At 43.8% G+C, this 14,882-nt stretch carries 13 protein-coding genes and 2 pseudogenes; 9 read left to right on the top strand and 6 right to left on the bottom strand.

The features are described 5' to 3' along the window. Positions 1-72 precede the first annotated feature (72 nt). Together O9H85_RS30995 and O9H85_RS30990 are read right to left on the bottom strand one after the other, a co-directional pair. Positions 73-474 (bottom strand): VOC family protein, encoded by a 402-nt coding sequence (locus tag O9H85_RS30995; RefSeq protein ID WP_206250066.1) that lies wholly within the window; start codon positions 472-474, stop codon positions 73-75. Between the two features lie 897 nt (positions 475-1,371). Continuing rightward, positions 1,372-2,817: an RCC1 domain-containing protein gene (locus tag O9H85_RS30990; protein WP_269885254.1), complete on the bottom strand. Its 1,446-nt coding sequence runs from the start codon at positions 2,815-2,817 to the stop codon at positions 1,372-1,374. 1,142 nt (positions 2,818-3,959) lie between these two features. On the opposite strand from O9H85_RS30990, the gene O9H85_RS30985 reads away from it, so the two are divergent. From O9H85_RS30985 to O9H85_RS30965, 5 genes and pseudogenes are all read left to right on the top strand, one after another. After that, entirely contained in the window at positions 3,960-4,823 is an 864-nt protein-coding gene (locus O9H85_RS30985) for an MBL fold metallo-hydrolase (RefSeq protein WP_269885253.1), read from the top strand. 315 nt (positions 4,824-5,138) lie between these two features. Beyond that, positions 5,139-5,500: pseudogene (locus O9H85_RS30980) on the top strand (transposase); the annotation flags it as partial. 109 nt (positions 5,501-5,609) lie between these two features. Next, positions 5,610-6,236, top strand: coding sequence for a DUF4337 domain-containing protein (locus O9H85_RS30975; protein ID WP_269885252.1), 627 nt, complete (start codon positions 5,610-5,612; stop codon positions 6,234-6,236). A gap of 48 nt (positions 6,237-6,284) precedes the next feature. Then, positions 6,285-7,214 (top strand): magnesium/cobalt transporter CorA, encoded by a 930-nt coding sequence (gene corA / locus O9H85_RS30970; protein ID WP_269885251.1) that lies wholly within the window; start codon positions 6,285-6,287, stop codon positions 7,212-7,214. Positions 7,215-7,309: 95 nt separating this feature from the next. After that, positions 7,310-8,137 (top strand): peptidoglycan-binding protein, encoded by an 828-nt coding sequence (locus O9H85_RS30965; RefSeq protein ID WP_269885250.1) that lies wholly within the window; start codon positions 7,310-7,312, stop codon positions 8,135-8,137. A 416-nt stretch (positions 8,138-8,553) separates the two neighbouring features. Here the strand turns inward: O9H85_RS30965 and O9H85_RS30960 are convergent, their stop codons facing one another. Further along, a complete protein-coding gene (locus tag O9H85_RS30960) occupies positions 8,554-8,820 on the bottom strand; it encodes a hypothetical protein (protein WP_269885249.1) in 267 nt (88 codons plus the stop codon). Between the two features lie 381 nt (positions 8,821-9,201). Here O9H85_RS30960 and O9H85_RS30955 point away from each other — a divergent pair. Further along, positions 9,202-9,369 (top strand): annotated as a pseudogene (locus O9H85_RS30955) (N-acetyltransferase family protein); the annotation flags it as partial. A 388-nt stretch (positions 9,370-9,757) separates the two neighbouring features. After that, complete coding sequence (locus O9H85_RS30950; RefSeq protein ID WP_269885248.1) at positions 9,758-10,576, top strand: S-layer homology domain-containing protein; 819 nt, start codon at positions 9,758-9,760, stop codon at positions 10,574-10,576. A 408-nt stretch (positions 10,577-10,984) separates the two neighbouring features. Here O9H85_RS30950 and O9H85_RS30945 read toward each other — a convergent pair whose 3' ends face one another. Next, entirely contained in the window at positions 10,985-11,872 is an 888-nt protein-coding gene (locus O9H85_RS30945; RefSeq protein WP_269885247.1) for a fructose bisphosphate aldolase, read from the bottom strand. 183 nt (positions 11,873-12,055) lie between these two features. Here O9H85_RS30945 and O9H85_RS30940 point away from each other — a divergent pair, with 183 nt between their 5' ends. Beyond that, a complete protein-coding gene (locus tag O9H85_RS30940) occupies positions 12,056-12,283 on the top strand; it encodes a hypothetical protein (protein WP_269885246.1) in 228 nt (75 codons plus the stop codon). Positions 12,284-12,449: 166 nt separating this feature from the next. Then, entirely contained in the window at positions 12,450-12,686 is a 237-nt protein-coding gene (locus O9H85_RS30935; RefSeq protein WP_269885245.1) for an aminoglycoside phosphotransferase/kinase family protein, read from the top strand. 74 nt (positions 12,687-12,760) lie between these two features. Here the strand turns inward: O9H85_RS30935 and O9H85_RS30930 are convergent, their stop codons facing one another. Further along, on the bottom strand, positions 12,761-13,504 hold the full coding sequence (locus tag O9H85_RS30930) for a type 1 glutamine amidotransferase (RefSeq protein WP_269885244.1): 744 nt from the start codon (positions 13,502-13,504) through the stop codon (positions 12,761-12,763). Then, positions 13,489-14,814: a Mur ligase family protein gene (locus tag O9H85_RS30925; RefSeq protein WP_269885243.1), complete on the bottom strand. Its 1,326-nt coding sequence runs from the start codon at positions 14,812-14,814 to the stop codon at positions 13,489-13,491. Before O9H85_RS30925 ends, O9H85_RS30930 begins: the two co-directional genes overlap by 16 nt. Between the last annotated feature and the right edge of the window lie 68 nt (positions 14,815-14,882).

Below are 14,882 nucleotides of genomic sequence, written 5' to 3'. Positions count from 1 at the left end.
AATGACAGATATGAGATTATACGGGTGTAAAAAAACGCCGGTGACCTTAAGCAGGTGACCGGCGTTTCCATATTAGCGTTTCGGCATTTTGTTCTCATCCATGTACAGCAGGTTCCAGCGGTGACCGTCCAGGTCGGCAAATCCTGCGCCGTACATCCAGCCGTCAATTTCACTCGGCTTGCCAAAGATGCTTCCTCCGGCAAACTCTACTTTTTGAATAAAGGCATCTACTTCTTCTCTGCTTTCAGCGCCAATGGAAAATATTACTTCTGCGCTATGGGAAGTATCTGCGGTTTTTGAACCTGTAAATTTCTCAAACGCCGCATCCGGGAACAGCAGAATCGTTGTTTGGCCTATGGCAAGCTTGGCTCTCTCGTTACCAACGCTCACCGCATGGAATCCAATCTCATTGAAAAAGGCAGTTGACCTCTCAACATCTTTGACCGGCAGGTTAATCCAAATCTCCTGTGACATGGCTGTAGCCTCCTGGAATATATTTTCAACTACTCCTACTATACTCTACTTCTGGCAGCAGAAGCGAATCTTATAAAAGAAACCACAAGGTATGACATTCCTGTCATGCATCCTGCGGTTTCCTTAGTAAACTTATTTACTTGTCTGCTCCAGCATCGTCTCCGTCAAGGTATCGATCTGGCCAAGAATGGATTTCGCATCAAAGTAGAAGTACGTTTTGTAATCCAGCGGAATGACATTGCCGTTCTTAACGGCCGGAGGAGAAACAGTTTGGAAAGAAGAGAATGAAGATGGCTACTGGGAACAGATGAGAATTTGGTTGAAGCGAGAAACAATGCATAGTGAATTAAAAGTTTTAATTGACTTAGCTGTTAAAGCTTCAGAGAACAACCGATTGATTATTCATTTCGGAATTTGAGTACAGCCGATGAATGTGGAAACTATAAGCTCATTGGCTGGTTAGCAACCAGCAGTGATTGATGTGATAGTCGAAATTGATGGTTACTTTGAGAATGTACTGCTTTCAGGAAAACCGTGTTCTATCATGGAATTAAGAACGAAATACAAGATTGCTAAAAGACAATGTAACAACATGAGGGATTTTCCATTAATCTTTTGTAGGTTATTTGAATTCGAACAATTACCTGGTGCGAATCTAAAAGGTATTCAAACAGATTTTGTAATATCGGGATAGTATCGTGCTAATTATAAATCAAAAAACAAATCCGCCTTGTAGAAGGCGGATAAACTATAACAGGACGGATGAACTTGGTTCATGGGAGGATTTCGGATCGGGAATCTCCTTGTGTCTGTCATACAAGCGGAGTATGCGCCTTTTCTCGCTTTAACAAAGCCGTTTCTCTTGCCCTGGGTTTTCTTTTTTTATTCGGTCCAGCATTATAAGACTTTCATGCATTTGAAAGGTTGATTTCTTGCACTCACGGTTTGATCCCCGAGCTGTCCGTGGTCGTTGCTTCCCCACAGCCAAACGCTGCCATCTTTCGTCATCGCCATAGAGTGCTTTGTTCCGGCCGCAATCTGAATGACGTCGGCAAGTCCCGGAATTTCTGCGGCTTCACTTCTTCTGTCATTGGTACCGTCACCAAGCTGGCCAAAAGCATTAGAACCCCATGTCCATACGGTCCCGTCCTTCTTCAAAGCCATCGTAAACGCTCCGCCTGCCGCTATGGCTTTAACATCGGATAGTCCTGCCACCATTCTCGGTTCGCACGAACAGCCGTGCTCAAATTTTCCATCTCCCAATTGACCTTCCGTATTATAGCCCCACGTCCAAACGGTGCTGTCCTCTCTTAATGCCGCTGAGTGCATGCCGCCTGCAGCGATTGCAGTTACTTGATCCAACTGACTCACCTGGACCGGGACCCAGCTCTCATCCCGTATTGGAAACATGTCCGTGCAATCTCCAAACCCACCCCATCTCCAAACCGTGCCGTCTTCTAATCGTGCCATCGAATGAAAAAAGCCGGCAGACACTTCTTTAACGTCGGTCATCCCTGGAACCATTTCCGAAGTTTTTCTACCTTTATCTGTCCCATCTCCCAACTGGCCGTACCAGTTTGGCCCCCATGTCCAAACCGTCTTATCCTCTTTTAGTGCCAAAGTATGAAATACGCCTGCCGAAACGGACATGATCTGATTCAAGCCTTCCACCTGAATGGGGAGTTCCTCATAGCTATTGTCGGAACCGTTTCCAAGCTGCCCGTGACTGTTGTTTCCCCATCCCCAGACAGTACCGTCCGCTTTGACGGCGAACGAATGATAGTGTCCCGAAGCTGCGGCTACGTTTTTTACATTTGTAAGAAGTTTAATCAGAGTAGGCTCTTTTTCTACGGACTGATCGGTACGGCCGAAATTTCCCCATCCCCAGACGGTACCGTCTGCTTTGATGGCTATCGAGTGTTCGTATCCTCCGGCGGTAAATTTCTTCTTATGCTTTTCGATGGAAGTCATGTCAAATCCCTCGAACATGTCCTTAGTACTCAATCTTATTCCTCCTGTCGTAGATTGAATCGTTTTATTTATGGTCTCAATGATGTCTTCCAGACGCTTTTTCTGCAGCAGCAGTACATCTCTATGCAATTCCAATGCCCGGTTCCGATCAAAATTGGGGCTGTCCAAAATAGGACCGATCTCTTTTAGTGAGAACCCGATTTCGCGAAAAAACAAAATTTGCTGCAGCCGTTCCAGCTCATTATCTGTGTAAAGCCTATGTCCCGCCTGATTGATGGATTTGGGTACAAGCAGTCCGATTTCGTCGTAATAATGAAGAGTACGTATGCTAACACCCACCAGATTAGCTACTTCCTTCACTTTGTACGGCACTGATCATCACCTCGAATCAATCATACTTCATCACGTTACGTGAGGAGCAATAGGTATGTTCAAAAAAATTGTAAGTGGCAAAGGATGTTCAATTTCCCTGATGTCCATATCGACGAGACAAACGTCTGAACGGAGAGAGCAATCTTTACACGGGTGATCGAGAGAAGCCACATGAAGCGTTCGGAAATACATACAGCGTCACAGATCCCAGCGATGAACTCGATGATTCCGCTAACGGGTAACGATAGTGCGGCGATGGAACCGATCCATCGCTTGTTTTAGTTTATCTGCACTTCGCTCAACAAACGGACAGCATAGTGAAAAGGTATAGATTACTTAATATGGAACACTATTATAAATTAAAAGTGTACTTTCTTGAGTTTGCAGTTTTTAAATTTTGGCTCTGTTATTGTTCAATGTTGATTTTCAATTGGAATTAATTCGTGCTAAATGATGCTCGACAAGCACTGTAGAAAAAAGGATTAAAAGACCTAGTAGCCATAATAAGTGCGTCACAACGATAAGTGAGCTTACTACATTAAATTTTTTTTTCAAACACCAATACAAAGTAATGCTAGTTATTATCCATAACGCTAGAGCAATGATAGGTCCTGCTCCCAAGGCTACAATCATTGTTGCTGGACCACCCACCAATTTATTATGAGTATCATATAAGCTTGCAATAAACAATGAAAGAAAGTAATAATTTACTCCGGAAAATAGGAATACAATCGTAAGACAGTTTTCTTCAAAAATAATAGAAAACCTGGACTCAAATAAATCGCCATCCAAGTCGCAATATGTTTTTACATAGTATACTTAAAATAACACAAATGATAACATAGCCTAAATTTTAAAAAGGTTTGAACGGACTAAGCTAACGAAGACGATAGCGTAATTATCTAACATCGAGCAGGTCGCCACGCACCTAGTACAAGAGCTGAATTACACATATACAATAAAGCTGCCAAATATATATATATGTTGAACCAAAAAGACTTTAAACAATTCGGGTTCGACGGCTATATTTCCATCGAATTTGAACAATTGAAGTGCTACGCGTATCAGCTTTGAAAATGGTCGCCGTCTGTGGAACGAAGCTTGAACGAAATCAATAAACTAAATGGGAGTGGATTAATTATATGACGCAAGGAAACTGTTCACAGGTCATCGCTCCAGCCACCAAGCCCATCACGGCCGAAGCTTTTTCCAGATCGGACAAGACCTCGGTTTGGTGGTTGTCAGGTGCCGGGTTTCTGATTAATTCCCGCGGTACGTTAATTATGATTGATCCCGTCCTTACGATGAAACCAGGCTCCCCGGATATTTGCGAGCTTGGCCATCGCATGCTGGTGCCTTTACCTATAGTCGCTACCGAGGTGCCAAGGCTAGACGCCATTCTCTATTCGCATCTGGATGACGATCATTTGGCTCCAGTCACGGCACCGGCACTTATTCGCACCGGCGGGTTATACGCCGGTCCCGCTGTTGTCGTGCAGGAGCTTGCGAATTTAGGAATACCTGAGAATAAATGCCGATCTTTCCGAATTGATGAAACAATGAGAATAGGCGATGTTGAAATTACGTTTACCCGTGTTGATCACTCCTGGCAAAATCTCAATCCGGAAAAATATGGTCCGCCTTATGGGCCGGAAGACTGCTGCGGCTTTCTGATCAGGACTCCTGACGGCACGATCTGGTATACGGGAGACTCTCGTCTTTTACCTGAACATCTAGAAATGAGCGGAGTCGATCTCCTGCTGCTCGACGTATCGAACGATCCATATCATTTTGGGATCGAGAATGCGGTTAAACTGGCCAATACGCTCGCTTCCGCCGAAATTATTGCACATCATTACGGTACATACGATGGCCCGGATGTGCTGGCTTTTAACGGGGATCCGGGGAAGCTGTCCCCTGCGATTGACGGTTCGGAGAGCAGATTCCATGTCCTCGCTCCAGGGGAGCCTTATGTGTTGAATGGGCTATCGATCCATAAAATGTAAATCATTTAGGTCATTGGAATTTAAGGGATGAATGCATCTTGAAAACTTACTGAGCTAACGGGAACGTTAGCATAACGATACCAGACTGACGACAACAACGGCAGCCCGTTCTAATGGAGAACGATTACAGCAACATCGTCGTGAAGAAATCTGTAATAAAAATGCAACCTGATTTTTAAACTGTGTTAATGAACTAAGATTATAATAAAACTTGCCCCCCTTTTTAATATATAAACCTTTTAGACCCGCAGCATGAGCTGTAGGTCTCTTTCTGTAGTTGAAAGGGCAGGATAGTGGAGTAATGAACGCCCATATCAAATTTACCGTACCCGCGAGAATCGAGCGTTCTGCAAGTCACACGGCATAACGGCTTAGCGGGCCTGCCCTGGGCCGTCCCTTCAAGAGAGAGACGCCGCCTAGTAAAACAGGACGCTGGTGATCGAAATGCCGTCGAAGGCATATTTGGCGAAGGCAAGCGCAAGTATGGACTTGGGCGTATTCAAGCACGCCTTGCAGCGACGAGCGAGACGGTCATTGCGAAACAATTCCTGGTTATGAACTTGCGAAAGCTGAGAGTTCTTTTTGCCTTCTGCTGGAGTTGGCTTTATTCCGCTGTCAGAGTGCCGCCAGCTATACTTTGGCGTTTAGGAGTCGTTCAGGAAGCCCTAATTATTTAGTCTACAACATTAGTTGCGGTTCCCTCTAGTTCCCGACCATATTACCACGGAATTAGAAGTCAGATTGTGATAAAATAATTCACATACTAATGCTTGGAGGAAATCATGAATGGAAGAGAACTTTGGAATCGAGAATCCCTTAGAAAAAGTAGAAGAGGAAGTTAAAGAATTAGAGGAGAAGGAAGAACAGCATCGTAAAGAAGAAGCAGAGCGTAGTAAATTCAACAATTGGATTGCGATTACCATTAGCATATATGCCGTATTTACCGCACTTGGAGGAATGAAGGAAAGCCAAGTTACTACCGATACACTATTGCAGATGGATCAGGCAGTTTTACTACAGGCACAAGCGTCAGATCAGTGGGCCTTTTATCAAGCGAAAAGCATTAAAGGTGAACTTTATAAAACCCAGTCCCAAATCTCCAGCTTAAATTCGACTCCTGCAGCTTCTGCACTATCCAAAGAGTTTGATACGAATACAAAGAGATACGATGCGGAGAAAAATGACATTCAGACCAAAGCGAATGAGTTAGAAAAGCAGCGTGATGAAAAAATGAAAGAAACAAGTGATTTGGTACACAAACATCATAACTCAGGAATGGCAATCATTTTTTTACAAATTGCTATCGTGCTAGCATCGGTTTCAAGCCTTCTCAAGAAGAAGGTACTTTGGTTTGGAAGTATAGGAATTGCTGCTATAGGGCTAATCTACCTTGTCCCGCTGCTAATCAAATAACAAAAATCCATCGTTTATTATCGTTTATAAAAGTTCAGGAGTGATATTATGCTCATTTATAATAAATCCAATCATCGATTCTTTACGGAAAAAATAAGGAAGCCCTCAGAGGATGAGGTGGTCTGGATTCGTTTAAGGTCACCCAATGAACAGGAGATCCGACATGTTTTGGAAGACTTGTTCCAATGTCATAGTTTGATGATCGAAGACTGTATTAAGTTAAACCAACGGCCAAAAATGGATAAATACAAAGACAATATCTTTATTTCGTTTTTCGCTGTAAACGAAGTATATCAAGCCCAAGAAATTGCATTAGTCATTGGCTCAAATTATGTGATTTCAATTTATCAGGAAGATATCCCTGTTTTGGATAAGCTTTATGACGAGTTGCAGAAGTATGAAGGGAAGATGAACTATTCAGGCCAAATATTATATCATATTTTGGATCGATGTGTGGATGAATATGCCCAATTGGCCGACCATATCGAAGATAAAGTCGAAGAATGGGAAGTCGCCATCCATGAGAATCCATATGCAAAAATTGCGCAGGATGTTTTCCACCTAAAGCGGGTGATTCACAGTTTGAGAAGAATATTTGTTGAGGAACGCACTGTAATCGGCAGTATCACCCACCAACAGTTTCCTTACATGAGTGCGGAGGGAGATATATATTTTGTCGATATTTTCGATCATATTTCAAGAGTGTTAGATTCGATTGATATTTTCCGAGACTCTTTGACTGGACTGCTGGATATGCAAATTTCGATGAAGTCGGACCGCATGAATGAAATAATGAAGACCCTTACGATTTTCAGTACCATTTTTCTGCCATTGTCTTTTATTGTTGGGTTGTATGGAATGAACCTAAAAAATATACCCGAATATTCTTGGAATTATGGATACGAATATGTCTGGGGATTAATGATTATTCTGATTGTATCCATGTGGTATTTCTTTAAGAGAAAAAAATGGTGGTAATTTCTTTTATATTCACACACTTACAAAAGTAACAGGACAATGTAACCGCCCATACATTACCATGTAGAAGGTAATGATGGTGGGGGGGTCCATTCATGCCAGTTTTGCCAATCATTCAATTAGGGTCCACTGGTCATTATGTAAAATTGCTTCAAATGAATTTAAACGGACTAGCACTTAATTTTAATGGATTTGTGCTTAATGGTGTTTTTGATATTAAGACAAGTGAGGCAACAAAAAATTTTCAGGACCGGTTTGAAATAAACCCTGATGGAATTGTCGGCCCCGTCACATGGAAAGTATTGCTGGAACAAGTCAAGGTAGTACAAAAGCTATTGAATGCCAGAGGTCATCATGCCGGATACCTAGACGGATGGTTTGGAGCGGCGACTACAAATGCGGTGCACAGGTTCCAAACGGTCAACGGACTTTATTCGTCAGGCATCGTCGAGCCTAGGTCACGACGAAGATTGTTTGATCCATACCCAAGGGACAATTATGAATACCGTCCGAGTTCAAGTGATCTACGCTCGCTACATCCGCACGTTGCTGTCCTTGCTAGAAGATTTCTGGAGTTAACGCGGGCACATAACTTGGATGTGCGAATATACACGGCATTTAGAAGTTGGGACGAACAAGATCGATTGTTTGCTCAGGGCAGATGGATGCCAGGGTATGTAGTTACGAATGCCAGAGGTGGAGACTCTTATCACAACTGGGGATTGGCCTTTGACGCTGCGCCTTATGAAAACGGCATCCAATCCAATGATCCTCAGAAGTTTGTAAGAATGGGACATTTTGGACAACAAGTAGGATTGCAATGGGGCGGAACTTTTAGGACCCTTGTTGATTACCCGCATTTTCAATACACATTCGGACTAAATACATGGGATCTTCTTCATGGTGTGAGGCCTTCTGTATAAATCATAACCATTCGGGAGAGCTATTACGAAGGGAGTAGCTGTATTCCAAAGCACCAGTATAGTACTTGCCAAATACTGATGTCACATGGTCGCATTACGAAAACTCTAAGGATATCATAACTTCTTTGAATACTTTTAAACAACATCTTGAATTAGGAGAGTATAAAGCAATATCGGAACTTGAAATCTATATGGGTCGACGAACTATTTCTGTTTGATACTCGAAAACGAGCCGTTGGAAATCATTCTGACTAAAAAAAAACATGTAATCCAACTGGCTCTACGCTAACGGGTAACGATAGCGCAATACTCGACAAGGCTGCCGCGAATGATCGGCAGCCTTTGTTAACTTAACCGTCAGGATAATGTAGTTGTGGTCCCTTATTTTATAACGATTAGAACCAAGTACGCGAATTTTATAGACTTTTCGGTTTAGACTTTTCCAAAGCCTCTGACAATAAATCGATATAAACTAAAATTTCTTCTGGCAAAAATATATCATTTCGTTTCACATAGCCCACTTGAATCTGATATCCTACATCCAAGGGGATAGAAATAATATTTGGGTTCATATAATTTCTGACGATACAGCCTGTTCCAAGATTGTATCCATCTGTATTGGAGAGGAGATCATTCATTGTGCCTCTATCCTTTAGATAGACCAATTTCCCGATTTTATCCATATTGATGGCTTCTTCCGCAAAATGGAGCAGTACGTCGTCCTTTTGGTAGGTCAGATAAGGATATTCCTTCAACTGCTCTAAGGTATGAGCTCGAGAAGGGCTAGAGGATGCTCTTTTCGTAGAAAGACGTGCTGCCTCATTGAAGCGAGGGGAGTAAACGTTAATGATTTCGAGATAAAATAACGCTCAAAAAAATTCTTGTTTAGATCGGTTAGAAATAAAATCCCAAGGATACTTCTGCTTGCGTAAACGTCTTCAATCACATCGCTTGTTTTTCCTTCCCGAATTGTCAACTCATAATTCCGTTCAGCAAAAAAATTCATCAGACTTGCAAAAGCCTCTATTGCAAAACTGTAATGTTGAGAGGAAATGGACAGCTTTGTTGCTGGAATCGATGCAGCAAATGAGATAAGTATAAAGCTCCACGAAAGATTGGGATTTGAATATTGCGGAGTAATAAAAAAAGCAGGATACAAATTTGATAAATGGCTGGATCTTGCTTTTTATCAATTGGATTTAAGGGGTCCTAATATGCCCATAGAAGGATAATACTCCGCGGTTGTGCTAACGGAGAAAACCGTTTAAATAATGCCGTTGAATTAACGGGTAACGAGAGGTAATCATCCATGACATCGAGGCTGCCGCGGAGATAATCGGCAGCCTTGTTGCGATAATGGGCAGATTAGTTTTAATGGGGAATCTCTATATGGAAATAAAAAATGCATATTATCCCGCAGAAAGATTTACAAACCCGTTGTAGATAGCGTATTTCAAAACTAATTTTGAACCACAAATCCAGAAATATGTGTCAAAAGTATTACAAAATGCCCCGAAAAAAATAAATATATTAAACTATAGAACTACCCTCAAAAATCGATCTAGTTCTTCCGAATCAAATAGTGTAAGAAAAAACAATCAAAGGATGGGATGAATAATTATGAAAAAGTTATTGGCTACCGTATCTGTATTCTCCATTTTGTCACTCTCCGCTGTACCGGCTTTCGCAGCCGACAATAACGGCACAGGCAATATTCACATCAAGGGTAACCATAATCAAATCAAAATTGATAACAACACGAAGGTGGAAAACAATTTCAACATTAATCTAGTGGACATTGGAGGCCACTGGGCAGAAAAATACATAAAAGATCTCGTGAGCAAAGGCGTCCTCCAAGGGGATGAGAATCACAACTTCAATCCTGATCAGCACGTGACCCGCGAGCAATTCGCAGCGATGGTGGCGAGAATGTTCAATTTGAAAAACACGTCCACCGTGCAAGATTTTAACGACGTACCGCAAAAACGTTGGTCATTTAGTGTTGTAGAAGCAACCAAGGATTATTTCGATGCCTTTAAAGATCTCAACGGCGGCTATGACTTCCACCCTGCGGAGGGGGCACAAAGACAAGATGTGACGGTTACCCTAGTCAAAGTACTTCTGAAATTGAACCCTACCATACAATTGATGGACGCTGGTTCTGCTGATCAACTGCTACACAGTAAATTTAAGGATGCAGACAATATTGCAAGTGTACTTCGTCCTTATGTAGCTACCGCTGTACAAAACAATTTGATCCAAGGAGATGACCAAGGACGATTCAATCCGGACCGCACATTAACCCGTGCTGAGTCCGCGGCTCTTCTGGATCGTATATCCGATATGAATATCGTTGTTAGCGTTCCGTCGGGTTCTACTACGGTTAGCGGAAGCACCTATGGTGATAGCTCGGTTACAGGCAGCACTTATGGAAAGTAATACCCGGTTAGATATAGCTGAAGGGATTGACCATTATGCATCATTTGATACATATTATCATTGGAATAGTTATTGCAGTTTTCATTTGGAAACTAATTAGGATTACTTTTAAATCTATACTTTTTTTCATCGTGCTTGGGGTACTGGCATTACTTATATTTCCTAAGGCGTTGGTTCTCGTTGGAAGCGTGGGATTCTTATTAATAGGTTTCCTTGTTACATTAACTGTATTGGGAATCGGTGGACTAGTATTTTTAGGGAATGATAATTAAAAATAAATCCAATTCATTGAGGGAGCTGTTGCGGCAGCTCCTTCTAGCCTATAAGTAGGATTATTCGTTCGGCTAATGGGTACGATAACAGAATGACACAGGCTGCCGGCATGATCGGCAGCCCTGTTCATTTCCCTTATTTAATAGAAGCTTCATAAATCTCCTGAATGGATTGTGACAACATCACGTTGAATTCGTCGTGCGTTTGCCCTGCGGTAAGGCCCTCCGACAATGCACGGGAGAAACTGGCGATCAAACCATGATTACGTGCTAGCTTTTCATTGGCTTCCTCTTGCGTGTACCCGCCTGACAAAGCCACGACCCGTACAACATGCGGATCCTCCATCAAATCACTGTAGAAATTGTCTTCCGTCGGTATGGAGAGTTTAAGCATGACTTTTACGTCTTTGCCAAGGGTAGATAAATGCTCGAAAATCTCATCTTTTAATCGTTTTTCCGATGTTGCCTTATCCGCGCTGTGAATATCAACTTCCGGTTCGATAATCGGAACCAGCCCCATCTCAATGATTTGATTACCGATGGCAAACTGTTGCTCAACCACTTTTCTTATTCCGACCGGATTGGCTTCCTTAATAACCGAGCGCATTTTTGTCCCAAAAATGTTTCGTTCAACCGCCCGCTTCAAAAGGTCGTTTAGACCGAAAATGGGCTTCATGAGCTGAACTCCGTCTTCAAGATCGGCAAGCCCTTTATCGACTTTTAGAAAAGGAACGATGCCTTTCTTTTCCCAAAGATAATCAGCGGTAAATTGCCCGTCAATGGATCGATCCATTGTGTTCTCAAATAAGATCGCACCCAAAATGAACTGGGAATCAAACGCGGGGCTCTTGATAATACGAGTTCTCATCTCATGTATCAATGCATACATTTCTTCATCATTGGAATAGCTGTTTTCCTTAATGCCATACTGCAAGAGAGCCTTAGGTGTACTCCCCCCGCTTTGGTCTAAGGCCGCTATAAACCCCTTTCCAGTATGGATTCGGTCCAATTGCTTTGTATTCATCGGATTTGCTCTCTCCTTTTCGTTATTGAATGGTATCTTGAATCTTTTTCATTATAACACTTCTACATCAGGAATGAGGATTTTGAATGTCGAGAGTTTAATGGCAGGAATGTGTAGGAATGGGATTGAAATATATGGTAAGTTGTACTTAGTTTTGTGATCCTGAACAGAAGAGGTGAAATATTGATTCAAGGAATAATTGTTGAAGGATTATCCACGGCAGGCAAAACATCTGTTTTGTCTGCGTTAAAGAAAGTACATAGTCAGACCTCAAATGTCGAAAGAACTATGATCGCAGTAAGCGAACACTATTCGCAAATTTTGCATCAAGATCACGGTACCCTCAGGTCTTTGAAACAGGACGAACATATCAATCTCTTAAAACTTAGAGATTCAGGAACAATTACGTAACTATGCGCAACAATCTCAAATTCCTACATTGGAAATTAACACAGACGATGCTGATTGGGATTGGTATGCAAAACAAATTCTGGCGAAACTAAACGGCCAGGAATGCTGAATAAAACTTTCATTCGTAGAAAAATTGTCATTTTGATAATCTGAAGGAGGGAATGGAATGCTGAAGGAAAGTGTGTTACAAACAGCAACAAATGCATTTGGGCTTAATTCGAATCTTCTTACACATGTTGGTGGCAATGTTAATGATGTGTATCAATACCCAGCACAAAACGGGTACCCTGAACGGATATTACGTTTGTCAAATCAGAAGTGGCGTAGTGAACAAGAGGCATTAGCAGAACTACACTTTATGAAATATCTGTTTGATAACGGCGTTTCTGTTCCTAAGAAATAAGCCGGGGGCCGGGAGACGGAAGAAACCGGCCTCGGCCCTTGTAATTGCAAGGCGGATTTGAAGGCTGCCGTGGCTTACGACAGCCGGAGCCGATGCCCGGCTTCGCGGTTCCAGAGGATCTTCTTCGCCTCGTCTTCCAGTTCGTTATTCAGACTTGGCAGCGGCGCTTCGCCGTATTTCCTTCGGAGAGCGGCCATAATCATCCAATCCGCAAGGACGGGATTTTTGGATAGAACGGGCCCATGCAAATAAGTGCCGATCACATGCTTATAAACCAATCCTTCTTTCTTCTTGCTTAGGTTATTTCCATAGCCGAACACTACGTCCCCCAAAGCTTCGTAAGCGTGGAAGGTTTCACCGCCGTGATTCTCAAAGCCGACCAGCGGTCCGAATCTGGGAGAGATAACGCCCAAATTCCCGACGAGCCGGCGCCGCGGATCGCCGCATCGCGAATAATAATCGAGGATGCCAAGCCCTTGAATCCGGGTCCCATCGGCCAATTCATAGTACTCACCCAGCAATTGGTATCCGCCGCAGATGGCGAGTCCGCAGAGTCCGTCCTCGATCGCTTCCTTCCACGGTTCCTTCATCTGCACCAATTCCTCCATTACCAGTCCCTGCTCGCGGTCGCTCCCGCCGCCGATCATGAACAGATCCGCCTCCGGGAAACAGGCCTCCCGGGCATGGCGGATTTCTTGAATCTTCAGGAGGATATTTCGCCACCCGCACCGCTTCTGGAGTACGGTAACATTGCCCCGGTCCCCGTATAAATTCAAATGCTCGGGAAAAAAATGCAACATCGTCAAGACCGGCTGCATTCCAGCTCCTCCAATCGCCGTTGTACGAAGTGAAGAGAGGAGTAATTCGATACGACGTAAGTGGGCCGTTTCCATATGCAGCTATCTTGTAAGGCGCTTGCGGCCGACGGCGTCACATGGATGCGGTCTCTGGCGATTCCTGTATAATACAGGCGTAAGGCCATATCGTGAGCCCTTCTCCCCGCGCAATAAATCCGTTCGATGTCGCTCCGCTGCAGAAGCTCATAATCCGCATCCCAAATCCATGAAACATCGTGCCCGTCAGCGTCCCGGTCATCCAGCACAAGAATAAACTGCTTGGGCTCCTTGGTTTGCAGGTAGGCGGCCAGGGTGCTGTTGACCCCTTGGGGATTTTTGGCCAGGTTGAGCTTGTAAGGAATCCCGCCGATGCTAAACCGCTGCATGCGTCCGTTATCGCTTCGATAGCTCGAGATTCCGCCCGAAATCATGGCGTCGTCCAGGCCGAATTGTTTGGCGCAGGCGACCGCCGCGGCCACATTGTAAGCGTTATAGGCGCCCTGCAGCGGCGTATCGAACGGTTTTCCATGCAGGACGATCCGGAGCGCATCCTCGTTCTCGATCTTTTCCACTTCATAATCGACGGGAGGGCGCGAAAATCCGCAATCGCATTGAAAATGGCCCAGCTGTCCGTAATGCTCCCACTCGTAAGTTAACGGATTGCCGCATACGGGGCAAAATCGGGATTCGCGCATTCCTTGCCGGGGAAACGAGTAGGCGCCGTTCTTCAAGCCGTAAAATACGGAAGGCTTCCGCAGCCTGGATAAACGGACGGCTAAAGGATCGTCGCCATTGATGAATAACGTCGTATCCATCGGTTCGATGGCTTCTGCGACCTGCTCCACCAACCGGTCGATTTCGCCGTAACGGTCCAGCTGATCCCGGAAAAAATTTGTAATCAATATGGCTTGGGGGCGGATATGCTGAAGCACGTTATAGAGGCTACCTTCATCCACTTCAAGAATGGCCATGCTTTCTTGGTTCAAAGCGCCGAATGCGTTCGTTTGCTGCATGAGACAGGTGGTGATGCCGGACATTAAATTGGCCCCTTCGCGATTGTGAATGACAGTTCTGCCCGCCTGGATAAAAATGGATGCGAGTATGCTTGAGGTTGTTGTTTTGCCGTTGGTGCCCGTAACCAAGACGGTATCCTTGATTTTGCCGGATAAGGCGGATAGCAGATGGGGGCAAAGTCTGAGCGCCAAATGTCCGGGTAAGCTCGTACCTTGTTTCCCCAGCATCCGGCTCATATGACCGGCCATTTTTCCTAATCCGATAGCTAGAGGCAGCATCCTGTTTCTCCAATAGCGGTAATTTGATATACGGTTTAGTATGGATCAAAAAGGGCAGGATCATGTCT

The organism is Paenibacillus gyeongsangnamensis (assembly GCF_027533625.1).
GTDB lineage: Bacteria > Bacillota > Bacilli > Paenibacillales > NBRC-103111 > Paenibacillus_G > Paenibacillus_G gyeongsangnamensis.
The sequence above is the reverse complement of the archived record's forward strand: the minus strand, read 5'-3'. Positions and strand labels throughout refer to the sequence as shown.